We start from the raw sequence: 25,806 nt of genomic DNA on the forward strand, positions 1-25,806 counted from the left end.
GCACCACTCCAATCTCAATCGCAACCGTAAATTTCTAATTTATCCTGACATAATGCCTGCTCCAAATCTAAGATCAGTTCATCGATCTTTTCGATTCCTACTGACAGACGTAATAATCTTTCATCAATTCCTTTGGCTTCCCGTTCTTCCTGAGGAACATCAGCATGGGTTTGCAGCATCGGATATGTGATTAAGGTTTCTACTCCTCCAAGACTTTCCGCATAAAGGATTAGCTTTACCCGACTGAGTATTTGTCTGGCAGTCTGCTCGCTATCTACTTTAAACGAAATCATTGCTCCGAATCCTCTAGCCTGCCTCCTTGAGATTTCATAATCTGGATGAGTCGGTAATCCTACATAGTAAACATCCTGAACCTTAGGATGCTTACAAAGCCAATTGGCCAGGGCTATTGCATTTTCCTGCTGTTTTTCCATCCTAACAGCAAGGGTTTTGATTCCCCGAATCATAAGCCAACTGTCAAATGGAGAAAGACATGCCCCTGTGGTTTTATAAATGAAACGCAGTTTTTCTGAAAGTTCTTCCGTCCTGACAACCAAAAATCCTGAAAGGGTATCATTATGCCCTGAAAGATACTTGGTTCCGCTGTGAAGAACAATATCTGCCCCTAGATCAATAGGATTCTGAAAATATGGGGTTAAAAAAGTATTATCCACAATCAGAAGCAGATTGTTTTCCTTTGCAATTTTAGATATCGCAGCAATATCTGTTACCTGCATCATAGGATTGGTTGGAGTTTCTATGTAAATTGCTTTCGTTTCCTTTCTGATATGCTTGATGACTTCAGAAATGTTAGAAGTATTTACAAAACTAAAAAACAGGCCATTTTTCATTGAAATATAATGAAAAAGTCTGTGAGATCCTCCATATAAATCATCTGAAACAATAATATGATCGCCTATTTTAAAAAGCTCCATTAAAGCAGTTGTAGCCGCCATACCACTGGAAAAAGCCAGAGCGTCTACTCCTTTTTCAAGTTTTGCTATGATTTTTTCCACCTGTTCTCTTGTTGGATTTTGCAGCCGGGAATAATCATAGCCCGTGCTTTCTCCAACACCAGGATGGGCAAATGTGGCTGCCTGATAAATAGGTACTGTTACAGAGCCGGTACAGTGGGTATTATCTTCAGCTCCATGTACACAAAGCGTCGTAAGATCCATGAATAACCCTCCAATCAATAAATATAAACATCATATCATTGCCTTCTTTCGTCAGCCAAGTCTTAAGCATACATTTATCAAAAAAGACCTTCACCTCCTATCGTATAGAGGCGAAAGTCTTATCCGCAGTTCCACTCCAGTTAAAGAAAAAAACAGCTTTATTAATTCATATCATTCCGATAAACATTAAAAGTTTTAATTATGATATAAGATTTTTCCCCATCTGTCAAGTAATATTTTTGCACAAAAAAACCCGCAAAAAAGCAGGTAATTATGGAACAAAATAGTTTTATCAATATTTTTTATCCAAATCTATTTTATTGATATAATCTTCTTTTCCTTCGAGATAAGTTTTTAAATTATGTTCAAAAATAGGAAACGCCCGATTCATATACATATTGGATAAACCTGAAATATGTGGTGTAATATATACATTTTTCATTGTCCAAAGAGGACTAGTCTGTGACAGCGGCTCTTTTTCAAATACATCAAGCGTAGCTCCTCTAATGATATGGTTTTGAAGTGCCTCAATAAGTGCTTCCTCATCCACTGTTGCACCTCTTCCAATATTAATAAAGTATGCAGAACTTTTCATGCTGGCAAATTGCTCTTTGCCCAATATTCTTCGGGTTTGGTCTGTTAAAGGAAGGGTATCTACGATATAATCTCCTTGGGATAAGGCTCCGTTTAATTCACAAATTGGCAGAGTTTTATCAAAATAATCCACAGGTTTTCCACTGGTATTCACACCAATCGTATACATATCGAAAGCCTTTGCTTTTCGTGCTATTTCTTTTCCGATGGTACCTGTTCCAAGAATCGCTATAGTCTTTCCATAGAGTTCTTCAAACTCCATTTTTCTTTTCCATATCTTATTTTTCTGTTGTTCATAATGTGTAAATCCATCAATGCGGTCATTTAAAATAACGGCCATCACATATTCAGCAATGGGAATTCCATGAATCCCTGTAACATTGGTCAAAAGAATATTCCTCTCTTTTAATTTTTCGAAAGGAAGCATATCGATTCCTGTTGACATGGATTGAATCCATTTGAGATTTTTCATCTTTTCAATTAAATATGCAGTTGTATCAAAACCAAAAGTTACAAAAACCTCCGCATCTTCTAAATGCTCTCCTGCTTCCTCAATATTTTTGAACATAAGATATTCAATAAAAGGATATTTTTTCTTTACAAGTTCTACATTGCTTTCTCCAATATTAATGGATGATAAGATCTTCAATGAATGATACCTCCTTTGTAAATTATTATTTGGTTTTCTGTAGGTCCGTGTATTAAACTATTTCTATTACACCGTTAAGAATATTTAAATTATAAAACATAAAACATATTCTGTCTAATGACTGTACTTTTCTTTAATCGGCTTTGTAGCAAAAGCATACAATATAGCAATCAGTATGAATGCTTCTGAGAATATAAAAGGCTCAATGGGATAAACGCTGTTAAATAACATGCATAGTCCATCAATGGTTGTCAAAACATAGCCTAAGATAAATAAAAGATACTGACTTCTGGGGAACTTATATTTATACCGCCTGAATCCATAAAAACACATACCAAAAACTATAAGTGTTACAATTCCCTGAACAATGCTAAGCCATCGGTTCCAGGGAGCCAGAAGCTGCAGCCTGTATCCAAAACCATCATGTTTTATGATTTGAACAGGCTGTAAATATATGAGATACAGATAAAAAAAGCTGAAAGGAGCACTTAAGGTCAAAACTGTCCATTCCTTTATTCTTTCCCTAAATGCAGGAATAATATACCACAATGCAAATATTGTAGGAATCGTTAGCCCTATAGATGAAGCATAATAAAAATAAGAGAAAAATTTCAAGAAATTCATGTCTAAATTAAGTCTAAAAACTATTAATGCAACATACCTGAGTCCTGTAAATGTAAAAAGTATGAGGCAAATACTGCGTAAAACTCTGTTAGGATGATTTTTTATTTGCATTATATTAAGAATAACAATAATTAAAACTGAGAATAAAGGAATTAATGACGCACTCATTCCATAATCCCCTCCTATATCCTTTCTACTATTTTATGTGCATAAAAATCCCTCCATGCAGGAAAGAATGAAAAGGTGACAGTATTTATCAAATTATGATATAATCCTTAAAGGTTTTATAAGAATACTACAATGTTATTGGAAAGAAGTATTGATATGGCCAAACATCTTGATTTTAAAAAATCGAATCGAACACTTCTGCTTACAAACACCCAAAGAGATGTTCTCAGGATTGCCTGGCCTGTGTTGGTTGAATTGTTCTTAGGCTCATTATTTGGAATGATCGATATGATCATGTTGGGAAGAATAGCTGATCCCGCTATTGCCGCTGCTTCCATTTCAGCCGTAGGAATGACCAATCAACCTCTTTTCATTGGACTTTCTCTCGTTCAGGCATTAAATATCGGAGGAACCGCAATCATTGCCCGGTATGTAGGAGCAAAACAGACCGATAAAGTAGAAAATGTTCTTCAGCACATTATCCTGCTCACTTTGATCTTACTGGCAATCCCCCTATCTTTATTCGGTGTCTTTTTTGCAGATTCAATTCTTGGCTTCATGGGTGCGCAAACGGATACATTAACTGTTGGAAGAGGATATTTTAAAATTATTTCTATAGGATTTTTATTCCAATCCTTTAATTTCGCAATATCCGCAGCCTTAAGAGGTGCAGGCAATACGAAAACAACGATGCGGATTAATTTAAGTGTTAACCTTATTAATGTTATCGGGAATGCCATTCTTATATATGGACTTTTGGGCGTGCCTGCCCTTGGGGTTACAGGAGCAGGAATTTCGACTGCATTCTCACAGTTTCTTGCCAGCATCATTTTAATCATCTATTTAATCCGAGGAAAAAGTATTATACGATTGACATTCAAAGAACGTTTTAAATTTGATAAAGATATTTTATATAATCTGATTAAAATTGGAGTTCCTGCTTCTTTAGAACAGATGGCCCTCAGAATAGGTTTACTGTTGTTTGCAAAAATCGTGGCTGGATTGGGAACAGTTATTTTTGCAGCCCACCAGATATGCTTAAGTATTCTTGGATTATCCTTTAATCCAGGGCAAGCTTTCGGTATTGCGACCTCCTCTCTGGTAGGACAAGGGCTGGGGGCAAAAGATCCAGAACGTGCCGAAGCCTATGCCAAAGAATCAAGACGTATCGGCTCCTTAATTTCTTCGCTCATGGCCTTTCTGTTCTTTGTGTTTAGTCCTCAGCTGATTTCTTTATATACCAACGATCCGGAAATTATCCAGAAGGCTTCTGTAGCCCTGAAAATTATTGCTTTAGTACAACCCTTTCAGTCTTCCCAACTGATCCTGGCAGGGGGACTAAGGGGTGCCGGAGATACTTTTTGGCCTCTTATATCCACTTTTATTGGGGTCCTGGGCATTCGAGTCATACTTGCCTACATATTTGTTAATTTGCTTAATCTAGGACTCCCCGGAGCCTGGATGGGAGTATTTGTGGACCAGTTTGTTCGTTGGGGCATTATATATATCAGATTCAAAAGTGGAAAATGGAAAACGGTTACCATCCGATAAGATGATAACCGTTTTTATTTTCAATCCGATACCAATCTTTTTTCTCCTGTAATTTCCTGTATTGGTTTGATATTCTGTGTTACTTCCATGATGCCTAAAAACTCCCCTTTTTCATCTCTGACTGCAAAGTATCTGATATATACATATTTATCACCCATTTTGATCCAAAAGTCTTCATTTTCCTTCTTGCCACTCTTTAAGTCTTCAACAATTTTTTCTACAATATGTACGCTGGCAGGAGGATGACAGTTCTTTACTTCTCGTCCGATCGCCGCTTTTGTTCTTGGAAAAATCCTTTCTTTTCCCTGAGAAAAATATTTTACAAATCCATCTTTATCTACAAAGGTTATGTCTAAAGGAATCGTATTAAAGATTCCATTAATTTCTTCGGGAGTAAGCACGCCTGTTTCAAATTTAATATATCCATCATTAGAAGGTTTTTCTCCTTCTTCCTCTGCTTTCTCTTCAACATTAACCCTAACAGGCTTCCATTTTGTCTTTACATCTATGAGTGTATAGCCGATCTCCCCACTTTCTTCTTCGATCTTCAGCCACTCATCCTCTGATAAAGTTTCCAAAACCATAGGGAAAAGAATATTTTCTTCTTTAAAAATCATCTCGGTAACCCTGTTGATTGTATTATTAATCCGCTCTAATAAAACATCTTTTTCTCCATTATAATGTTTAAGCATATTTTTTATTGCTTTAATGTCTTCTCTGATTTCATCGTCCACTCCCCACATTACTTTCGGAGGAGCAGTGATTCCGTACTTTTCCATAAAGGGGAAGAGAAGATTTTCTTTTCTCAAATAATGCTTATCTATTTGCCACAATGCATTAATATCTTCTGTAAGCTTAGCTAGATTTTCCGGATTGTCATCAGCTTTAAACTCTTGTAAATGAACTTGTATTCTTTCCTTAATTAATCTTTCTATTGCTGTGTTTTCAAGCTTAAAGGTATGTACTGGATGTCCCGGTGTATCCTCTGGTTTTGTGGGTCTGTGGATCTCTTCAATAGAACCTTTGAATACAGCTGCATGAACATCACAGAGTCTCTGGATTTCCTCCACAGGCATGCCTTCCATGATTAAAGCCTGCTCCATTTGAGCGATTTCCGTAGCGTCGATTCCTTCAATCAATTTTTCAAATCTTGGCTTCACTTCATCAACGGTTTTTCCTTTGTGCAATTCCCCGATGAGTTCCTTTAAAATCTTTTGCCTATACTCACGATTATTTATAATTTCACTCACTGTCTTTCCTCCTTATTCTTTAATTACATATCCCTGATTGATCAATTCTTTCTTAATCTGGTCCAGTGCTATGCCTTTCATAGCTGCACCCTTTGGTATCGTCATCACCCTGCCTGCTGTGTTTAACATTACCGGGTCAGTGATGGCATCAAACCCTAAACTTTTCATGATTTCGATGATTTCAGGGGTTTCTTTTGATAATTCATAAATTGTCTTTGAAAAATCTAGTATTTTAATCATAGAATCACCTTCCAGAATCATAATGTATCTTTTACCATATAAATCAAAAATATACTTCCAAATTGATAATAAAGGGCGAGCAACTGCTCACCCCTCATTACTCAAATCTTTTAAATAATATATTGTTTTCCAAATGAATATGCTCAAATAAATCTGCTTCCAATTCCTGAAGCTGCTGATAAGCTAAGCGGAAAGTAGTGCATCCGTCATCAGGAACTGAATAATCCTTCGTAATTTTTCTAAGCTCTTTAAGAATGTCTCCTGCCCCATCATGCTCGTCCTCTGTTTCTTGCATTACCTTTTTAATTTTGTCCAATAATTCTTCAGAGGGTTTAGCATCATACTGCTTTATAACTGGGAATAAAATCTCTTCTTCTTTAATAAAGTGCTGTTCCAACTCTGTCTTTAATGAATGAAATAATTTATGAACTTTGAAAAGTTCCTCATGATTTACACCATGAACGCTTAAAATCTTTGTGATGTATTCGCTGATGCTTGGTAAAATCCTTTTGGCAAAACTATGATGGGTATTAAGAATATAGTCGATCAGATCAGCTGAAGGCAGGGTCCTAAAATCCACCGAATTTATAGACTTCTTTGTTGTTTCATAGGCTTCATCAAGTTTGAGTAAAATTTCTTCTTGGTCTAAGTTCTGCTCTTTGATTGCCAGTTCTAAAGATCTGTTTCCCCCACAGCAGAAATCTATTTGATACACTTTAAACACTTCACTGGCTTTTGGCATAATAGATACGATTTCACCTAAAGTTTGAGCGGTATTAAAAATACTCATATTGGTTCCTCCATTCACAATATTATTTTCATGATTACTCAGTAAACTGTCATTCATTGATGATTAAAGAATAACCCATTTTTGAAAATAATACTGTGACTGGATTCATATTTTAATGATTTATTGAATTTTCTAATGCCTCTTTGTCAGTGATAATAATCTTTTTGTTGCCCACCATCTTGATGATGCCTTCTTCCTGTAAAAGGCTCATTTTACGGCTTACAGTCTCTCTGGTCAGTCCAATATAATTGGCTATTCCCTCACGGCTTAAGGGAAGTTCAACTAAAATGCCGTTAGAATGAGATTTACCATATTTATTCGCAAACTCCAGCAGTACTGCACTAATTCTGGCTTCTACACTCTTTATACTCATGCTTTCAACTGCATCCTCCATACGAATCAGTCTCTTGCAAAGTTCTTCCATGATTTTATAGCTAATTTCCGGATATTCATTTAGAAGCTGTTTAAAATCCCCCTTACTAATCATACATATATTTGTATCTTCCAATGCCTCCACACTATATGTCACTTTCTGATTAATGATTAAATTCTTTTCTCCAAAGAAATCCCCCGATGAAAAAATATATAAGATCTGCTCTTTCCCTTCAAAAGTATGTCTGAAAGCCTTTACTTTCCCTGTATTGATGATTACAAGACTTTCTAAACTGGAACCTTCCAATACGATTATTTCACCTTTGGAATACTTTCGCCTCACGATTAAACTGACTACTTTTTCAATTTCTTCAGGATTAAGAGAAGAAAATATAGGTACATTTCTTGCACAAAGTTTATGCTGACAGTGTTCACAGTTGCAAATATGCTTACTCATCGTATTCCTCCTAACAAAATACCTTCTGTTAAAATGAATAACAGAAGGTTTTCCATAAAATATTTCCGTTCATGATTATAGTTTGAATTTTCTTAAGTTTTCGTCCATATTCTTTGAAAGTGTATTTAATTCTTCCGCAGATTTCTTTAATTCTTCGAAAATATTAAGTTGTAACTCAATGGTAGCTGCCAATTGCTCACTGGCAGCTGCTGTTTCTTCAGAAACATGAGCTGTTGTCTCAATCGCTTTAACAGATTCTGTTTTCCCTGTTTCGATCTCTTTGATCGCTTCATTGGTTCTGTTAATCTTTACTATGATAGAGTCCACTGCATTGGCAATTTTGTTAAAGGACTCCTCTGTTTGATTAACAGACATAATCTGCTGCTCTGAAACATTCTTCATGGATGCCATAGCTTCGATAGCCTGTTCTGAATCTCTCTGAATATTATCCATCATACTGCTGATTTGCTCTGTAAATACCTTGCTTTGATCCGCTAATTTTCTTACTTCTTCGGCAACAACCGCAAACCCCTTTCCGGCATCTCCTGCTCTTGCTGCTTCAATCGCTGCATTAAGTGCCAAAAGATTGGTTTGCTCTGCAATATTCTTGATGGACTCAACAAAAGAAGCAATATTGTTTAAAGTGGATGTAAGATTTTCAACCGCCGCAAAAATCTTTTGTGAAGAAAGATTGTAGTCATCTGATTTTTCCCTTAAAATCCTGACAGAATTAAGTCCATCTTTATTTAATATATTTACATGCTCTGTTTCCTGAATAATGGAATTATAACTATCATACACCACTGAAATTTGGTTGGATAAATTCTCCATAATATTAACACTGGTTTTAGCCTGTAAAACTTGCTCGGAAGCACCAGCCGCAATTTCATCTATAGTTTGAGATATTTCCTGAATAGATGCGGTTGCTTCTTTTACTTTATCCGTCATATCAATCGAAGATCCAACAATGGATTTTGTTAAATTATAAGTCCCCTGAATAATATGACGAACTTGGTCTGTTACCAGATTCATATGGTCAACGATCATTCTGATCACTTTATTGTTGCTGCTGTGATCAATCTTAATTGAAAAGTTCCCTTTGCTGATGTCCCCTAACAAACTCACAAAATGTTTTGTGCTCCTTTGGATACTGGCAGAAAAAGCAAGAAAAAGAATGCCTCCTAAAAGCACATTGAATACAGCAGAAAGAAGAAAAACTAAGAAAAATTTATCGATATGTGCAAAAGCTTTCAGGACAAAACTAAAAAGAAGTCCCCCCAGAATAGATACAATAAGCAAAATAAAAACGGAGCCAGCAAAAATTCTTTTAATTATATTAAGCCCATCTTTGGGATTCTCTTGACTTTTGCTGCCCATTTCGTCCATAAAAATCCCTCCTCATTTATTGTATAAATAACCCAATTCTTCATTTTTCCTTAAAATAATTTTATCATAATCTTATATTTAATTCTAGTTATTTTAGACCATTAACCATAGAATAAAATACTTCCACAAAATTCTTGCAGAAGGTTTTTCTTGCATATTGGCTTATTTATTTTTATTTTCCATCCTGTGAAGATAACTGACTGCTTCCAAAGCAGCCACAGCACCTTCTCCCACTGCCTTTGTTACTTGATAGGGTCTTCCTGTACAGTCTCCTGCTGCAAAAACTCCAGGAAAATTCGTTTCTAATCTGCGATTTACTTTGATGGTTTTATCTTCCATTTCTAAACCTTTTATTAATTGTGTAACCGGAATCGTTTCTTTAATTAAAAACACTCCGTCTACTTTGATCTCTTGATCATCTATACGAACTGCAGATACAACAGAATCTCCAAGGATTTCTTTTGGTGTTCCTTCTATGATTTCTACCTTTGGATGAACATTCTTCACTTCTTTGTAAGTTGGAAGAAAATAAACCTTGCTGCAAATTTCCTGAAGGAAATTAACATCTTCCTCTGCTTCCTCTATTTCTCCAATGACCATGGTTGTTTTTCCACGAAATAAAGGTCCGTCACAGGTTCCGCAGTAACTCACGCCTTTCCCAAGCAGTTCTTTTTCTCCTGGAATATATTTAGCTTTCGGAATACCGGTGGCTATAATAACCGTTTTAGCTTCATAAAATTCATTTTCAACGTTTAAAGTATAATAATCCCCCATAGAAAACACTTCCAAAATTCTTCCTTCATGAAATTCAACTCCAAGTGCCTGTGCATGTTTGATAAACTGCTCCACCATTCCAGGACCACTGATATTAGGCAGGCCTAAATAGTTATCCACTTTTTCTGCTTTGTATAAATAACTGCTTTTAGGATTTCGCCCGAACACAATCACTTTTTTGTTTCTTATTACTCCATTAATTGCCGCAGAAAGCCCGGCAGGCCCAGCACCAATAATCGCAATATCTAACATATTGAGCCCTCCTATATTGTATTATTACAATATTATATCATGGTATATTTTATTTGTCTAAAGGATTTTGTGTGCGTCTTATTTCAATTTTTTTGCAATTTCTCCTCCTATTAGAGGAATCATTGCAAAAAGCAAAGCCATATCCAGTTCAAAAAGTGACAAAGAAACTGTATGGAAAATAGGCTGTAGAAATGGAATATAAACCACTGCCATCAGAAGCAGCAAAGACCCTAATACGCTAATATTCAAAAACATATTTGAAAAAATCTTCATTTTATAAATCATTTTTTCTTCCGAACGGGCGGAATATGCCCTTAGAAGTTCTCCTACAACCAAAGTGATAAAGCAATAGGTTCTGGCAGCAGTAAGCGCATCCTCTCCATTGAAATGATTAAGTCCATACCAAAAAGAAAGCAGCGCTGCAAGAGCTAAGGATATGCTTTGAATACCAACAGCAATACTCATTTCTTTATTGACAATAGGTTCATCAGGGTCTCTTGGAGGGCGTTCCATAATACCTTCTTCCTTTGGTTCTACCCCAAGGGCAAAAGCCGGAAAAGCATCAGTAATCAGATTAATCCATAATAAATGGATCGGAAGAAGAGGTACTTCAGCTCCAAAAAGCATTGCTATAAAGATCACAAGAAGCTCTCCAATATTGCAGGATAATAAAAAGCCTACGAACTTTCTTATATTGCCAAATATTGTCCTTCCTTCTTCAACCGCATCCACAATGCTTGCGAAATTATCATCGGTTAAAATCATATCTGCAGCTTCTTTAGCAACGTCTGTGCCCGTAATACCCATGGCAATACCAATATCAGCTTGCTTTAAAGCAGGGGCATCATTAACGCCATCCCCTGTCATGGCAGCAATTTCTCCGTTTTCTTTGACTGCTTTAATAAGACGCACTTTATGTTCCGGTGAAACCCTGGCAAAAACATTGACTCTTTTCACTTTTTCTTTTAATTCTTCATCACTTAAGGCATCTAATTCTTTGCCATCCAAAGCTTCTTCGTCCCTGTCTATAATGCCTATAGCTTTTCCTATGGCACTTCCTGTTGTCTTATGATCTCCTGTAATCATAACCACTCGAATGCCTGCTTTTTTGCAGATGGCTACAGCTTCTTTGGCTTCATCTCTTGGAGGATCAATCATCCCTACCAATCCTAAAAAAATCAGATCTTTTTCTTCATCCAGAACTTCCTTTACTTCCTCAGGCATTTTATAAGCCAGGGCAAGAACTCTTAAGGCCTCATTGGCAAAAGAATGGTTTTGCTCCATAATCCGTACTCTGTCTTGCTCCGTCAGTTCTATGGGGTTTCCATCTTTAAAAATATATTTACATCGGCTTAGAACTACATCAGGAGCACCTTTGGTATACATAACAATACCTTTTTTATGCTGGTGGAAGGTGCTCATTAATTTTCTTTTGGAATCAAAAGGAATCTCTCCAATCCGTGGCATTTCAGCCATAAGAGTTTCTTGGGGATAGCCACCTTTGGCTCCTAATACAACTAATGCCCCCTCTGTGGGGTCTCCTATGATCTCATCCACACCTTTCTTTAAGTGAGCATCGTTACACAGTACTCCCGCTCTTAGAAGTCTTTCCAGCGCCGGAGAAGTTTCAGGCTCAAATTTGCCTAAACTACCTTCTTTTTTAATTTCTCCTTCTGTTGTATATCCTCTTCCGGTTACATCCCATAAATTTTCTCCGTCGAAAATCTTTACAACTGTCATTTTGTTCTGGGTAAGTGTTCCTGTTTTATCCGTGCAAATCACTGTAGTACTTCCCAGGGTTTCAACTGCTCCAAGCCTTTTCATGATAGCATCTTTCTTAATCATTTTTTGCATGCCTAAAGCCAATACTACCGTTACCACCGTAGGCAGTCCTTCTGGTATAGCAGCAACTGCCAGACTCACCGCAGTCATAAAAATTTCGATGACTTCTTGCCCTCTAAGTAATCCCAGGATAAAAATAATGCCACAAATCCCCAGGCATACGCTGCCTAAAAGTTTTCCCAGCTGATCCAGTTTTCTTTGAAGAGGTGTCGGGCCTTCTTCAACAGCTTCCAGCATGGAAGCTACTTTTCCTATCTCAGTATTCATTCCTGTTGCTACTACAATGCCTTTACCTCTTCCATAAGTAACCACTGTGCTCATAAACGCAGAATTAACTCTGTCACCAATTCCGGCATCTTTTTCAACCCTTTCACGAGCAGATTTCTCCACGGGCACCGATTCTCCTGTTAAAGCCGCTTCTTCAATTTTCAGATTGACACTTTGAACCAGTCTAAGATCTGCAGGGATATAATCTCCAGCTTCCAGAATCACCACATCTCCTGGTACTAACTCGGAAGACGGTACCTTTTCTAAAATGCCTTCCCGAATCACTTTAGCCTGAGGCGCTGCCATATCTTTTAAAGCTTTAAGGGCATTATTGGCACGGTTTTCCTGAAACACTCCCAATACAGAGTTTAAGATAACAATAAGCAAAATAATGACTGCATCCGTCGCTTCTCCTACGATCATGGATACAATACTCGCTCCAATTAGAATTAAAACCAAAAAATCTCTAAATTGATCCAGGAACATCTGAAAGATTCCTCTGCTTTCCTTTTCCTCCAAGCGATTTTCTCCATATTCTTTAAGTCGTCTCGATACTTCTTCCTTAGATATTCCTTGATCCATATCAGTATTCAATTCCTTTACAACTTCTTCTATACTTTTATCATAAAATGTTTTCATATTCTCCCTCCCTAAGAATTTCTCTAATAAAGTATTTGTCATTATGCCTGATACTATAATTCATTCTCTATAGTATATAATTAAGGAAAATATTTCCGAATTTATGTTTTAGTTTGTGAGCATATCCAAAAAATATACTTTCTAGATTGAAAAAAATATGGATATTCAGGTATAATATAAGAAAAAAGAGAGGGGAATAAGCATGGCACCAAAAAACGATTATTACAGAATTAATGCTCGAAAGATTTTAGCTGCCTTTGAGAAAAGAAGCATCGAAGGGTATTACTGTGAAACAAAGGAAGAAGCTGTAAAAAAGGCTTTGGAACTTATGGAAAAGGGTTCTACGGTATCCTGGGGAGGTTCTATGACTCTGGAAGAAATAGGGCTGCTGGATGTATTAAGAAAAGAAAATTACTCTCTTTTAGATAGAAGCACTGCAAAAAATAATGAAGAACTGACTGAAATTTTTCATAAAGCATTTTCTGCCGATTACTACTTAATGAGCTCCAATGCCATCACTATGGACGGAGAACTCATCAATATTGACGGAACCGGTAACAGAGCGGCTGCATTAATTTACGGACCTAAAAATGTGATCATAATTGCAGGAATGAATAAAGTGACTCCTGACGAAGAATCTGCAATACTAAGGGCAAGAAATGTCGCTGCCCCTATCAATGCTCTTCGCCTCAGCAAAAAAACATCCTGTACCAGTGTGGGAAGCTGCAAGGACTGTTTAACTCCAGATTGCATCTGCTGCAATATTGTAGTTACCCGTATGTCAAAGGTTCCAAACCGAATCAAAGTGATTCTGGTTGGGGAAGATTTAGGGTATTAATACATAAAGCCGTAGGAAAGAATTTCCCTACGGCTTATTTTTAGTATAGTGGATATTTCGCTACTAATTCTGCAACTTTTTCAGCTGCTTTTGCTTTATTGCTTTCAAAATCTTTTAAAGTCATCGTAATAATGTCTGCAATCACTTCCATATCCTCTTCTTTCATTCCTCTTGAAGTAACTGCCGGAGTACCTAAACGAATACCACTGGTTACAAAAGGACTTTGAGGATCAAAAGGAATTGTGTTCTTATTGCATGTAACGCCTATTTGGTCCAGTCTCTTCTCCGCTTCTTTACCGGTTAAATCTAGGTTTCTAAGATCCACCATCATAAGATGGTTGTCCGTTCCTCCGGATACAAGATTTAATCCTCTTTCCATTAACGCATTTGCTAAAGCCTTTGCGTTCCTTACGATTTGCTGCTGATAAGCTTTAAATTCATCGCTTAATGCTTCTTTAAAACTTACTGCTTTTGCAGCAATGACATGCATTAATGGTCCCCCTTGAATACCTGGGAATATGGATTTATCAATAAGTTTTGCAAATTCTGCTTTGCAAAGAATCATTCCACCCCTTGGTCCTCTTAAGGTCTTGTGAGTCGTAGTGGTAACAAATTCAGCATAAGGTACTGGATTGGGATGAAGGCCTGCAGCCACTAATCCTGCAATATGCGCCATGTCTACCATTAAGTAAGCCCCTACTTCATCAGCAATTTCTCTGAACTTCGCAAAATCGATAGTTCTGGGATATGCACTGGCTCCGGCAATAATGAGTTTTGGTTTGTGTTCTTTAGCAATTGCCCTTACAAGATCATAATCTATATAACCAGTCTTTTCATCCACACCATAAGGTACAATATTATAGTGTTTCCCAGACATATTCACAGGACTTCCGTGGGTTAAATGTCCTCCATGGGAGAGATTCATTCCCATAACCGTATCTCCAGGATTTAAAACTGCAAAGAATACGGCCATATTCGCCTGTGCTCCGGAATGGGGCTGAACATTGGCATGCTCTGCACCGAAAATTTCCTTTGCCCTTTCGATCGCCAGATTTTCTACAATATCCACATATTCGCATCCGCCATAATATCTTTTTCCCGGATAGCCTTCTGCATATTTATTGGTAAGAGGAGAACCCATGGCTGCCATAACCGCTTTCGAAACAAAGTTTTCAGAAGCAATCAATTCTATTTTATTATTCTGTCTTCCTATTTCTTTTTCTATAGCCTGTGCTATTTCTGCATCAACCTTCTGTATTTCTTCAAAAGAGTACATGATCTATTCCCTCCTGCATTTATAATAAAAAATATTATAGCATAATTTGGGTATAAATGAAATATCCTTCACTTTATTTATTTAAACAAATAAAGTGTCTTAAAATTCATTTTTTTATCTCAATATCACAATCGCTGAGCTGTAAAGTCAAAGCCTTTGCAGAAATCAACAGTTCTCTGATTGAAAATCCCAGGGAAGCCATAAGCAGAATCAAACTGCAGGCAAATGTAAACTTTGCTAAATCGTAATGGTTTAAAAAAATCAAAAACATGCAAAATACACACAGAAAAAAGCTGCTTACCCCCAGAATCTGCATGTTACGAATGAGTAAAATGCGCTTCTGGAGATTCTCAATTTGCCCTGATATGATTTCATCAGGTTCGTGTTTGAATTTTGCGTGCAACTCCCGGACCAATTGCGCCAACACCAGAAATCGATTGGTATACGCTAAAAGTAGTAAAGAAATTGCAGGAAATAGTAAAGCAGGAGTCGTCAATGTTAATTCCATAAATCTCACCCTCTCCAAATAATAAATAACCCTTTAATTCGTTTGAATTTTAATGCTAATACTTGTATTATATTAATCAGGAATATTTATAGTGTTGTATTCAGCAGATATTCTATTCATTATAAAATGAGGAGTCTTATCATGCAGCATAAAGCATTATTGAAATTTGCAATTCAGGCAGGAGAAATTATGCTAAGAAGCGGTGCAGAAACCTATCGTGTAGAAGATACCATTGAACGCATACTCTCCGTGCATAACCTGGAGGTTGTTGAAGCCTTCGTTACCCCTACTGGCATCTTTGCTACCATTGATGACAAATCCATGGAAATGACCACTCTTGTTAAACGAATTCGTCATCGTTCTATTCGTTTGGATAAAGTTATGTTGGTTAATGATCTTTCCAGGAGATTTACAGAAGGAAAAATATCTCTGGAAAATGCAATGCTTGAACTTAATGAGATTGATCAAAAACCTCCTTACCCCTATTATATCATGATTGGCTCAACAGGACTGGTTTCTGCATTTTTTACTGCTGTATTCGGGGGTAATTTAAGAGACTGCATTGTTTCATTTGTCATTGGCATTTCCCTTGGAATGATGCAGCATTTCTTTAACAAAATAAGATCTTCCAGATTTCTGACGGACCTCATCGGTGGTTGTTTGATTGGAAGTATTGCGCTGTTATTTACCAGGTTTCTTCCCTCAACACATCTGGATCAAATTATTATCGGATCCATCATGCCCCTTGTTCCCGGCGTTGCCATTACCAATGCTATACGGGATACCATAGAAGGAGATTTATTATCTGGTGTATCAAGGGCTGTGGAAGCTTTCTTTGTAGCCATCTCCATCGCAACAGGGGTAGGTGTCGTTTTAAAAATCGGATTGGCTCTTCTGGGAGGTATACTATGATTCTTCAGACAATCAGTGCGTTTTTTGCTACTTTCTTTTTTGCACTCCTTTTCAATATTTCAAAAAAACAGCTTTTATTTTGTGGGGGAATCGGTGCTTTTGGGTGGCTCATCTACTTATGTTTTTTTAATTTAACGGATTCTGTGGTTCTGGCCAGTTTTATCAGTGCGCTCAGCATCAGTATGATTTCCAGGATTTTTTCGATCATTCGAAAAGTCCCTGTGACCGTTTTCCTAATATCGGGTATTATTCCTCTTGTTCCGGGCGCAGGAATGTATCGCACCATGTATGCTATGCTTGCCCAGAACTTCCAGGAAACTGCCTTTTATGGTGCCCAAACCCTTGAAGTTGCCGGAGTCATAGCTATTGCCATAATTTTTACCTCTTCTTTACCTCTTGGATTAAAAAAGCGATAAGGAGTAAGCCGTCTGCTTTACTTTATCGCTTTAATACCTTATTTTATAATTCATATCCCACTAAAAAAGCCTTTTGATTGATTTCAATCGTTTTAGGAGGTACAACTCTTTCAATGGATTCTATCCATGTATTTTTATCTAATCCTAAATGTTTTGCCAATATCCCCAGCAAAACCGTATTTAACACCTTTATATTTCCCAGTTCCCTTGCTATTTTTAAAGCATCCACAATATAGGTCTGCCTGCAGACCTGCTTAATTTTTTCCAGTATATCCTTAGGATACTGTGCTGTACCAGTAATCACCGGCATAGGATTGATTTCCTGATCATTGACGATGGCAATCCCATCTTCTTTTAAGTAGTGAATCCATCGAAGAGCCTCCAATTTTTCAAAGGCTAAAAGAATATCTGCACAGCCTTCTTCAACCAAAGGAGAATATACTTTTTTGCCATATCTTACATGGGTTACAACACTTCCGCCTCTTTGAGCCATTCCATGAACTTCAGACATTTTTACATCATAGCCTTTATTGATTGCAACATCTCCAATAACTCTGCTGGTAAGTAAAGTACCCTGTCCCCCAACACCTACAATGAGTATATTTTTTGTTTTCATTTTACTCTGCCTCCCTTACGATTGCACCAGTTCTGCAAACCTTCGTGCAAAGCCCACATCCGTTACACAGGGCATCATTGATAATTATTTTGCCATCCTGCTTTTCGATGGAGGGACATCCCAGTCTTAAGCATAGACCACACTGTACGCAGGCATCGGATATCTTGTAGACCGGTGCTTTTTTCTTGGACAAAAGTGCACAAGGTCTGCTGGCAATGATCACTGATGGTTCGTCCCTGGTCGTTTCTTCCTTTAGAACTGTTTCTACTTCTTTTAATTCGAAGGGATCTACTACTCTTACATTTCTGACCCCTATGGCTTTGGATAGCTCTACTAAGTTTAATACAGGAGCCGGCTCTCCTTTAATCGTTTTTCCTGTGGCAGGATTATCCTGGTGTCCTGTCATACCGGTAGTAGAATTATCTAATATAATGACGGTCGACATTCCTTTGTTATAAACAATGTCAATTAATCCTGTAATACCCGAATGAATAAATGTTGAATCTCCTATAATGCCAACCCAGTTCTTTGCAAAATCTCTTCCCCTTGCCTTCTCTATTCCATGGGCCATTCCAACACTTGCACCCATACATACGCAGGCATCCATACTTCCGAGTGGTGGAAGCGCCCCCAGAGTGTAACATCCTATATCCCCTGCCGCATGAAGTTTCATTTTATTGATCACATAATACATTCCTCTATGAGGACATCCAGGACACAATACGGGTGGCCGCCCTGGCAAGGCTTCAGGCTCTCTGACTGTAACCTCACGTTTATCAATTGCCGACGCTATCTTTCGTACTGACAGTTCTCCCTGAACAGAAAAAATTTCTTTTCCGATCACAGAAATGCCCATATTTTTTATCTGCTCTTCAATAATGGGTTCCAATTCCTCTGCTACATAAAGGGTATTTACTTCTTTAGCAAATTCCTGAATCAATTCTTTAGGAAGAGGATGTACCATTCCAAGCTTTAATACCGATGCTTCAGGAAGGGCTTCTTTCACGTATTGATAACTGATGCCACTGGTAATCACCCCTATTTTTTTATCAGCCCACTCTATTCTGTTAAAATCCATCGTATTAGCTGCTTTGGCAAGTTCCTTCATTCTGTTTTCAACAACTATATGCCTTTTTACTGCCATAGCGGGCATCATAACATTTTTCCCTATATTTTTTTCATAAGGTTTAAATTCTATTTCTTCTCTCTCCCCAGTTTCTACAACGCTCTGTGCATGGGAAACACGGGTAGTCATGCGAAGCAACACTGGCGTGTCATATTGTTCACTAAGTTCCAAAGCTCGTTTCATATAATCCTTAGCTTCCTGACTGTCGGAAGGTTCAAGCATTGGAATGTGTGCAGCTCTGGCATAACAGCGACTATCCTGTTCATTTTGAGAACTGTGCATTCCGGGGTCATCCGCAACCACAACCACTAAACCTCCATTAACTCCTGTATAGGACACAGTAAAAAGAGGATCGGCTGCAACATTCAATCCTACGTGCTTCATGGCAACCATAGCTCGGGCACCTCCCAAAGAAGCTCCAATGGCCACTTCCATTGCTACTTTTTCATTAGGAGCCCATTCAGCGTAGATTTCATCATATTTGGCAACAAATTCTGTAATCTCTGTGCTGGGAGTTCCCGGATAAGCAGTCGCAACCCTGACTCCTCCTTCATAGGCTCCTCTGGCTACCGCTTCATTCCCTAACATCAGCTTTTTCATCTTATCCCTCCATCTTATTGGCAATGTCAAAATTAAAAATATTGACTCTAACTTTATCGCTTTACATAGATATAATATCACTCTCTTAAAGTAATTTCCACGAAAAATTGAGAGATTTATTTATTAAATCAAAATTTTCATATTGAATGATAGATCTTGGAATATTTTCGGAAATAATTAACCATAATATAAAAATAACAATATGTCAAAAATAATTTACAGGAGGATCCCAATGAAAAAATGTAGCCATTTAAAACTAAAACTTTTAATTGGATTTTTGATTTTACTTCTTCTAAATTCGTCAATATTATCTGCTGAAATGAATGGATCCAATAATGTTTCCAAAAGTAATATGGAGCTACCTTCTACATGGGGGATCGTCAACCATGATGGGATTAATATTCGGCAATATCCTGATCCTGATTCACAAATTCTGGGCATAGTTGATAAAAATGATGTTCTCATCGTCACAGGTAAATTTAAAAAGTGGTATCGCATCTGTTATAAGAACAAGTCAGCCTGGATTTATTCGCAGTATCTTGAAGGGTGCACTCTCCCATTTGTAAAAGAAATCGTGCCTATAACAAAAGAAGAAGCCTTAAGAGAACAAATTGTACACTATGCCAAACAGTTTATTGGAACGCCTTACTGCTATGGCGGAACCGACTTAAAAAAAGGAGTAGACTGTTCCGGATTTACTCAGGCTGTTATGAAAAATTTCGGTATTTCTATACATAGGACTGCCAGTGGTCAATTTAATAATGGAATTTTGGTAAAAAAAGCAGACTTAAGTCCTGCAGATCTGGTATTCTTTGATACCTCGGGAAGAAATGATGGCGATATATCTCATGTGGGACTGTACATAGGCAACAATCAATTTATTCATGCTACCACTGCAAAAGGAGTAAAGATAGATGATTTATCCCAAAGCTATTACAAAAAAAGGTATGTATTGGCTACATCAGTGATTAACAAAAAATAAGCGGGAAAATTCCCGCTTATTTTTTATTATGCCTCAATATGTCCTATTGTGGATCTATGCAGTAGAATACATTAAGAGGTATGCTTTCTGCAGGAGTTGTTCCTATTTCATAAGCACGAACAACAACTCTTTCTCCTGTTGGTGGGGTAATTAGTAACGGATAAGTGAAGTTGGTCTGGAAATTGATTACGCCGGCTCCCGGATTCAGATTAGGACTTACGAATTGATTTAACAGAGTGAAGGTGTCTGTAGCGTCCATTGTTCCGATTTCTACAATAATTCCTGCCTGATCATCCGGATCTTCATTTAAAAATGCGTGGATTCCAGTAATTCTTACTGGCTGATTTACAGTAAATTCTACAGGTGCATCAGCACTAAAAGTACCAGTTGAAATGCAGTTCGGAATCGCATCAAAAATGTCTTCCAAAAGAGAATAGATATCTCCTTCTGGGGCAAGTGTGGTATTGATGCTGTTTAATAAACTCAAAACTGATTGGTTATTATACAGGGCCGGATCTCCTAAAATTCTAAGCAGTTCTTTGTACCATACCTTTAAACCTTCGCCACAATCTCCAGCACAGAATTTCAATCCATCACTTTTACTTTTCATCAAATCTCCTCCTTTTAAAATGAATTACTTTAAATTAAAACTCTGACTTCAAAATACTATTAAATTAATCCTTTTTCTTTTTCCTCCTTTCGCTTATTAATCAACTATTACGGCTTACTATATTTTATGAAATGATCCCGTTGTAAGTGACATATTAGTACTTTCTTCAACAAATCTCGAAATTACCTCATAGCTCCACGATGTAGTTACTTGATGTATTATGTTATCTTCCCTATTCTCCTTACCTGTCGGTGTCAAATCTTATTCCTCAATGTTCATTTTTTCCTGTAGTTCAGACCTTAACTGATGAAATAACATTTCTGCCATGTTCATTTTTTTTATTACAGAAATCATTTCATCAAGAAAAGTCAGCAGTTCTGACAGATCTTTTGGCATCTTTTCTTCTTTTAACTTTTCTTCGAATTTTTCTTCCTTCGCTTCTTGCAATTGCAGGACTTTTTTTTTACTTCTTTTTGTCTTTGGAAAGTTTCTTCTGCTTTCTTTTGAAGGGCTTTCTTAATCGTGTCTTCTTTTCCCCGGGACAAATGATATGAACCTGCGTTGGATTTTTCTATTTGCACATGGTCATCTCCCTTCAATGTTTTCTCATCTACTACATACTATGTTCCTTGTCCCTTTAAAGTTCTATATTTCAACATTTTTTTGCTTTTTCCAAAAGAAAAAGAATAGCCTGCCGACTATCCTTTCAATTGAAATTTCATTAAACGATTAAACGACACAATCTTTTTTCTTACAATATACTACCGTTAAAGCACCTAATTTTTCTACAGGATCGAATCCACCCTCTGGTGAGTAGAAAGCAAGTTCCACATTTACAGGTCCTTTTACCAACAGTGGATGCACAAATGTTGTTTCGTATCTTTCAACCCCAATAGTAGTAAGATTGTCTCCAAATCCGTCCTGGAAAACAATATTTCCTTCTCTGTCTCTGACAGTAATAATTCCAAGGTCAATAAGTGCGGGCGGATCTTCTACAAATTCGATAAATGCTGCATGGATTTTTGTAAGTAATACTTCATCTTCTTCAATATCCAGTGTAATGGTAGGCGATGCATTATCTAGGTTATTGGCTGATTGAGATACAGAAATACAAGTTCCTCTAATTTTGCTAAGTTTGCCCAATACTCCGCAACAGCAGTTCTTTAAGACCTCTCTGATTGCTTCTAATTGTTGTGGAATGCTTTTTTCTTTGCCTTTATTGCAGCCGCCATCTCTCATATATGAATCCTCCTTTAAATTGAATTTTAAGGTTTTGCTTCACTATATTTTATGAAGTATTTTCTAATTGAGTTACAAAATATGATATATTACACTAAAAGTTCTCCTGCATTTCAGGAGAACTTTTGAAATTACAGCATACTTACTCTTCGTCTTCCTCATCGCAGGCTTTACGTACTGGAACTTCGTCCACGCATCCAAGATCTTCTTTTTGTGGAGGGTTGAATATTTCAAATGGGAATTCCATGCTTTCAAATACATCACATGGATTCAGCGGAGAAACCTCTGCGCATTCGTTCGGCTTGCAGAAACCTTTAGATTCAACCAGTAAGTTTACTAATCTGAATAGCTTAATAATAGAGAATAATCCTATCGTAAGATTAATGTCGTTCAAAGCTCCTTCTATGCAGTCACAACCTAAAGCATTCACTGCGCCATTCAAGCAAGAATCCAGCAATACTGCTTTTGCTTCAACCAATACATAAGGTGCTTCTTCTAAAACATGAGATTCTGGCTGGAATAAATTGCTTGCAATCGTAATTTCAGAGCCTTCACTTCCAAAGAGTAAAACTACTTTTTTGAATGATGTTGCTGCTTCAATAAATTCTCTTTCAACAGAGTCAACTCTTAATGTAATAGGGCATCCCGCTGAATCGAGGAATGCAAGTTTGAATTTAAAGATGTACTTCACATGAACATTATAATACTTTGGTCTGAAGGCATCTTGTTTCCTGTCTGTTTCGATCTTATATAATTTGAAGTCTTTAACTACAATGTCTGCTGCTCCTGAAGGTACATTAATAGGAGATCCTTTTCCTGCGGCGATAACTTGCCCGCTCTCTGTGGTAACTGTCCTGCATTCCAGTGAAAAAGGTCTTTCCAACATTTCAGGTGTCAGGCAATCCTGTTGTCTACATTGGTCGTATACCTTTAAGGCTATAATACATTCATCTTTTATTCTGCTATATGCAGCCATACTATTTCCCCCTTTAATTAGGTTTTAATTTTTAGGATAAGGACTAAGTTTATGGTTTCTCTCAATACCATAATATGTGATGTTAAAAATTGTGTGCTATTATGTAAGAAATTTTTAAATTTAGGAAAAAGCGCCTCCTTCTAGGAGACGCTTTCCCATTATGATCGTTTTTTCGGGCATTCTTCTGCTGGGGTTGGGTCTTCAACTTCACAGAAGCCATGCTTAATCGTTTTTGGTTTGCAGCATAATTCCAGAGGTTGAATGCTTTGTTCAAGAAGATCGCCTTCAACAAAATCAAGACATGCATTTTCTGGTTCAATATCAACTGGAATGCATTTTGGCGGAACACAAAGTCCCTTGTGAGGAATCTTGTATTGTACAAAGTATACGGATTTGATATAAATGGTTAATCCAATTGCTGCACTTAAGGAATCAACATCCAGATTAACAACTTTTGCTAGTGCCTGAGTAATAATACCTTGGCGAAGAGCATTATTTCCATGATCTCCGTCTTCAACAAAGCCTAAGAAACTAATTACAGGTTCGCATTCGCAATCTAACTTATAGGAAACGCCATAGGGTGCATATACATCTATAGCAATGGAAACTGGGTTGGTGTCATTGTCGAAGTATGGATCTTCTTCGTCTCCTGGTAAATATTGAATAGTGAAGCATTCTTCAGCAATCACTCTGCAATTTTGATCGATTACCTTCGCAGCAAAGGTAACATCGATTTGTGAAAGGGTAACTCTCACACAGTTGGGTCTGCGAACTAAAGTTTCTACTTTGGAACCATTTTCCTTTCCAAAGTTAAAATCAATGTCAATAACACGTAATTCAATGCCTGCAACATTATCTCTTTCAAAATCTAGGTCATCGAAGATTTTGTCTAAGTTGTCAACCACTCTGCAAAGATTGATTCCACATTCATCAAATACAACTGGTGCTACGATCGTTAATAACTTTGGCTCTCCCAATGGGGGGCACACGCAAGCGTCTTCAGCCGGATTAATTGCTTCTTCCGGTTTGCATACTGGACATTCTCCAGTTATAGGTCTTTGGAATACTCTGCCTCTAACTTGATTGTTACCACAACATGCCATAAAAAATTCCCTCCTTAAAGAATTTGATTTCAATACCATATTATGTGAAAATTGTCGATAGTGTTACTAAACATAAATAAGAAGTTTTGGAATATATATAATACGATGATGAAATTTAAGGAGGTTATTCTATGTCTTGCTTCTTAAAGCGTAGAGATCAAAGCTTAATTCTTGTAGATTATAATATACGAAACGGCTTATATTACCAGATTTTCAGAAAAGATCAACCCTCTCGTCCAAATCTTTTACTATCCAATGGAACCCATGAATATACTGCTTTTTTAGATGAAAAAAACAATTTCCATGTGATCGCCAAGAATACAAGAAATCAAATCATACACTTTAAAGAAACTTCTACCAAAATCACAAAAGAAATTTTACTGGATGATCCCAATAATACATTTAATATAGACAATATTTATGCGATCTCAGTAAGGGATCAAATTCACCTTTTTTACTATGCAGACCATCCCTCCACTAAAACACCGGAACTCATCTACCATTTGGTTAATGAACCTTTAATTACTCCAAGGCCCATTGCAACTCTTTACAGCCGTAATATCAATTATGATTGTATGCGAAGTAATTCTGAACTTTACTTAGCCGTAATCATGAAAAATGATGATAGCTATAATATTGAAATTAAACGTTTTAAAAATTTCAAAGACTTGACTTTTGAGACTTTTACCCCGGTGTCTTCCCAATTTCCTATCATCTACTGTAAAATATGCATTGATCAAAATGAAATCATGCATTTAGTTTATGTTCAGGAGCAATATGGCAAATACCAGCTTATACATAAAAGTTATCATCATGAATGGTCTGATGAAAAAATATTATATTCCTGCGGCTATCCCATTAAACCTGTTATTTTTATATATAACGATGCTCTGTGGATTAACTGGAATGAAAATGGCAATATTTACGCTATTCTATCAGCAGATCATGGAAGCAGTTTTTCAAAATCCATTCATGCTTCCATTGATGATCCTGATGTAAGCCTTCATTCCTATGACGCTGATCAAGACGCATCTTATCCACTGATTTGCAATCAACTGTACGGTGTTACCTATCCTGTGCCAAAATTCGCGGTTCTACATAGTTTAGATATGGATGGGATTCATATTAATATGACACCTAATACGGAACTTAAACTGTATCTGAATACTATTAAAAATGCAATCAATCATTCTGTTTCCAAATCCAAACTGGAAGAAGAAAATGAAAATCTTAAGAATGAAATTATTGAACTTACTCAAGTCCAAAGGGATATTACCAACCAATACAATGAACTGGCCGATCTGGCAAAGAGGATTCAAGACGAAGGGAAAAAATGGAGAGAGTTATATTTCAAAGGGAAAACAGAAATTGATTTCTATAAAAAAAGAGTTAAGCAATTAGAAAAATCTCTTTCTTCAAATAATCAAAATACTTCTATACCTGAATCAGAATCGCAAGAAGAAAGTACTGTAACAGAATCCGAAGGAAATAGTGGTGAAGCATCGGATATTTCAGGAGAAGAATAGCTTCATAGATGAAAGAGTTTTCTTAGGAAATCCCTAACAAAAAAG

General features: G+C 37.0%; 26 protein-coding genes. 6 read left to right on the forward strand and 20 right to left on the reverse strand.

Annotated elements, in window-relative coordinates; translation table 11 throughout:
* Positions 1–14 precede the first annotated feature (14 nt).
* The 3 genes from JOD07_RS02225 to JOD07_RS02235 form a co-directional block, all read right to left on the reverse strand.
* Complete coding sequence (locus tag JOD07_RS02225) at positions 15–1,178, reverse strand: trans-sulfuration enzyme family protein (RefSeq protein WP_204611937.1); 1,164 nt, start codon at positions 1,176–1,178, stop codon at positions 15–17.
* Positions 1,179–1,470: 292 nt separating this feature from the next.
* Positions 1,471–2,421, reverse strand: a complete 951-nt coding sequence (locus tag JOD07_RS02230; RefSeq protein WP_204611939.1) for a D-2-hydroxyacid dehydrogenase — start codon at positions 2,419–2,421, stop codon at positions 1,471–1,473.
* A gap of 114 nt (positions 2,422–2,535) precedes the next feature.
* The gene (locus JOD07_RS02235) at positions 2,536–3,213 is read right to left on the reverse strand and encodes a hypothetical protein (protein ID WP_204611940.1); all 678 of its coding nucleotides are present in this window, start codon (positions 3,211–3,213) and stop codon (positions 2,536–2,538) included.
* A 156-nt stretch (positions 3,214–3,369) separates the two neighbouring features.
* Between JOD07_RS02235 and JOD07_RS02240 the strand changes: the two genes are divergently transcribed.
* Entirely contained in the window at positions 3,370–4,764 is a 1,395-nt protein-coding gene (locus tag JOD07_RS02240; protein WP_204611942.1) for an MATE family efflux transporter, read from the forward strand.
* Positions 4,765–4,784: 20 nt separating this feature from the next.
* On the opposite strand, the gene JOD07_RS02245 is transcribed toward JOD07_RS02240, so the two are convergent.
* From JOD07_RS02245 to JOD07_RS02275, 7 genes are all read right to left on the reverse strand, one after another.
* On the reverse strand, positions 4,785–6,014 hold the full coding sequence (locus JOD07_RS02245) for a DUF438 domain-containing protein (protein WP_204611944.1): 1,230 nt from the start codon (positions 6,012–6,014) through the stop codon (positions 4,785–4,787).
* 12 nt (positions 6,015–6,026) lie between these two features.
* On the reverse strand, positions 6,027–6,254 hold the full coding sequence (locus tag JOD07_RS02250; RefSeq protein ID WP_158740211.1) for a DUF1858 domain-containing protein: 228 nt from the start codon (positions 6,252–6,254) through the stop codon (positions 6,027–6,029).
* A gap of 97 nt (positions 6,255–6,351) precedes the next feature.
* The gene (gene ric, locus JOD07_RS02255) at positions 6,352–7,044 is read right to left on the reverse strand and encodes an iron-sulfur cluster repair di-iron protein (RefSeq protein ID WP_158740210.1); all 693 of its coding nucleotides are present in this window, start codon (positions 7,042–7,044) and stop codon (positions 6,352–6,354) included.
* Between the two features lie 112 nt (positions 7,045–7,156).
* On the reverse strand, positions 7,157–7,873 hold the full coding sequence (locus JOD07_RS02260; RefSeq protein ID WP_204611951.1) for a Crp/Fnr family transcriptional regulator: 717 nt from the start codon (positions 7,871–7,873) through the stop codon (positions 7,157–7,159).
* Positions 7,874–7,948: 75 nt separating this feature from the next.
* Positions 7,949–9,259 carry a methyl-accepting chemotaxis protein gene (locus JOD07_RS02265; RefSeq protein ID WP_204611953.1) on the reverse strand — a complete coding sequence of 437 codons (1,311 nt, stop codon included), beginning with the start codon at positions 9,257–9,259 and terminating at the stop codon, positions 7,949–7,951.
* 162 nt (positions 9,260–9,421) lie between these two features.
* Positions 9,422–10,285 carry an NAD(P)/FAD-dependent oxidoreductase gene (locus JOD07_RS02270; RefSeq protein ID WP_158740207.1) on the reverse strand — a complete coding sequence of 288 codons (864 nt, stop codon included), beginning with the start codon at positions 10,283–10,285 and terminating at the stop codon, positions 9,422–9,424.
* A gap of 78 nt (positions 10,286–10,363) precedes the next feature.
* Positions 10,364–13,033, reverse strand: coding sequence for a calcium-transporting P-type ATPase, PMR1-type (locus tag JOD07_RS02275; RefSeq protein ID WP_204611960.1), 2,670 nt, complete (start codon positions 13,031–13,033; stop codon positions 10,364–10,366).
* Positions 13,034–13,235: 202 nt separating this feature from the next.
* Between JOD07_RS02275 and JOD07_RS02280 the strand changes: the two genes are divergently transcribed.
* Positions 13,236–13,871 (forward strand): lactate utilization protein, encoded by a 636-nt coding sequence (locus JOD07_RS02280; RefSeq protein WP_158740205.1) that lies wholly within the window; start codon positions 13,236–13,238, stop codon positions 13,869–13,871.
* A gap of 40 nt (positions 13,872–13,911) precedes the next feature.
* Here JOD07_RS02280 and JOD07_RS02285 read toward each other — a convergent pair whose 3' ends face one another.
* Together JOD07_RS02285 and JOD07_RS02290 are read right to left on the reverse strand one after the other, a co-directional pair.
* Entirely contained in the window at positions 13,912–15,147 is a 1,236-nt protein-coding gene (locus JOD07_RS02285; protein ID WP_158740204.1) for a serine hydroxymethyltransferase, read from the reverse strand.
* 106 nt (positions 15,148–15,253) lie between these two features.
* Entirely contained in the window at positions 15,254–15,655 is a 402-nt protein-coding gene (locus JOD07_RS02290) for a DUF2721 domain-containing protein (RefSeq protein WP_158740203.1), read from the reverse strand.
* 141 nt (positions 15,656–15,796) lie between these two features.
* Between JOD07_RS02290 and JOD07_RS02295 the strand changes: the two genes are divergently transcribed.
* Positions 15,797–16,567, forward strand: a complete 771-nt coding sequence (locus tag JOD07_RS02295; RefSeq protein ID WP_158740202.1) for a threonine/serine exporter family protein — start codon at positions 15,797–15,799, stop codon at positions 16,565–16,567.
* Positions 16,564–16,983 (forward strand): threonine/serine exporter family protein, encoded by a 420-nt coding sequence (locus JOD07_RS02300; protein ID WP_204611962.1) that lies wholly within the window; start codon positions 16,564–16,566, stop codon positions 16,981–16,983. The genes JOD07_RS02295 and JOD07_RS02300 overlap by 4 nt, the downstream gene beginning before the upstream one ends.
* Before the next feature lie 43 nt (positions 16,984–17,026).
* Here the strand turns inward: JOD07_RS02300 and JOD07_RS02305 are convergent, their stop codons facing one another.
* Both JOD07_RS02305 and iorA read right to left on the reverse strand, forming a co-directional pair.
* Positions 17,027–17,599, reverse strand: coding sequence for an indolepyruvate oxidoreductase subunit beta (locus JOD07_RS02305; RefSeq protein ID WP_158740200.1), 573 nt, complete (start codon positions 17,597–17,599; stop codon positions 17,027–17,029).
* Between the two features lies 1 nt (position 17,600).
* Entirely contained in the window at positions 17,601–19,325 is a 1,725-nt protein-coding gene (iorA, locus tag JOD07_RS02310) for an indolepyruvate ferredoxin oxidoreductase subunit alpha (RefSeq protein WP_204611964.1), read from the reverse strand.
* A gap of 232 nt (positions 19,326–19,557) precedes the next feature.
* On the opposite strand from iorA, the gene JOD07_RS02315 reads away from it, so the two are divergent.
* Complete coding sequence (locus JOD07_RS02315; protein WP_158740198.1) at positions 19,558–20,307, forward strand: C40 family peptidase; 750 nt, start codon at positions 19,558–19,560, stop codon at positions 20,305–20,307.
* Between the two features lie 43 nt (positions 20,308–20,350).
* On the opposite strand, the gene JOD07_RS02320 is transcribed toward JOD07_RS02315, so the two are convergent.
* The 6 genes from JOD07_RS02320 to JOD07_RS02345 all read right to left on the reverse strand — a co-directional run bounded on the left by JOD07_RS02320 (position 20,351) and on the right by JOD07_RS02345 (position 24,235).
* The gene (locus JOD07_RS02320; RefSeq protein WP_158740197.1) at positions 20,351–20,917 is read right to left on the reverse strand and encodes a hypothetical protein; all 567 of its coding nucleotides are present in this window, start codon (positions 20,915–20,917) and stop codon (positions 20,351–20,353) included.
* 261 nt (positions 20,918–21,178) lie between these two features.
* Positions 21,179–21,364 carry a hypothetical protein gene (locus JOD07_RS02325; RefSeq protein WP_204611966.1) on the reverse strand — a complete coding sequence of 62 codons (186 nt, stop codon included), beginning with the start codon at positions 21,362–21,364 and terminating at the stop codon, positions 21,179–21,181.
* Positions 21,325–21,498 carry a hypothetical protein gene (locus JOD07_RS02330; RefSeq protein WP_204611968.1) on the reverse strand — a complete coding sequence of 58 codons (174 nt, stop codon included), beginning with the start codon at positions 21,496–21,498 and terminating at the stop codon, positions 21,325–21,327. The genes JOD07_RS02325 and JOD07_RS02330 overlap by 40 nt, the downstream gene beginning before the upstream one ends.
* A 148-nt stretch (positions 21,499–21,646) precedes the next feature.
* Positions 21,647–22,156 (reverse strand): hypothetical protein, encoded by a 510-nt coding sequence (locus JOD07_RS02335; RefSeq protein ID WP_158740196.1) that lies wholly within the window; start codon positions 22,154–22,156, stop codon positions 21,647–21,649.
* 142 nt (positions 22,157–22,298) lie between these two features.
* Entirely contained in the window at positions 22,299–23,132 is an 834-nt protein-coding gene (locus tag JOD07_RS02340) for a hypothetical protein (RefSeq protein ID WP_158740195.1), read from the reverse strand.
* A 158-nt stretch (positions 23,133–23,290) separates the two neighbouring features.
* Entirely contained in the window at positions 23,291–24,235 is a 945-nt protein-coding gene (locus tag JOD07_RS02345) for a hypothetical protein (protein ID WP_204611970.1), read from the reverse strand.
* Between the two features lie 131 nt (positions 24,236–24,366).
* Here JOD07_RS02345 and JOD07_RS02350 point away from each other — a divergent pair, with 131 nt between their 5' ends.
* Complete coding sequence (locus JOD07_RS02350; RefSeq protein WP_204611972.1) at positions 24,367–25,761, forward strand: hypothetical protein; 1,395 nt, start codon at positions 24,367–24,369, stop codon at positions 25,759–25,761.
* The last annotated feature ends 45 nt before the right edge of the window (positions 25,762–25,806 follow it).

Origin of the sequence: Defluviitalea raffinosedens, from assembly GCF_016908775.1 — a bacterium.
Taxonomy (GTDB): Bacteria; Bacillota; Clostridia; order Lachnospirales; family Defluviitaleaceae; genus Defluviitalea; species Defluviitalea raffinosedens.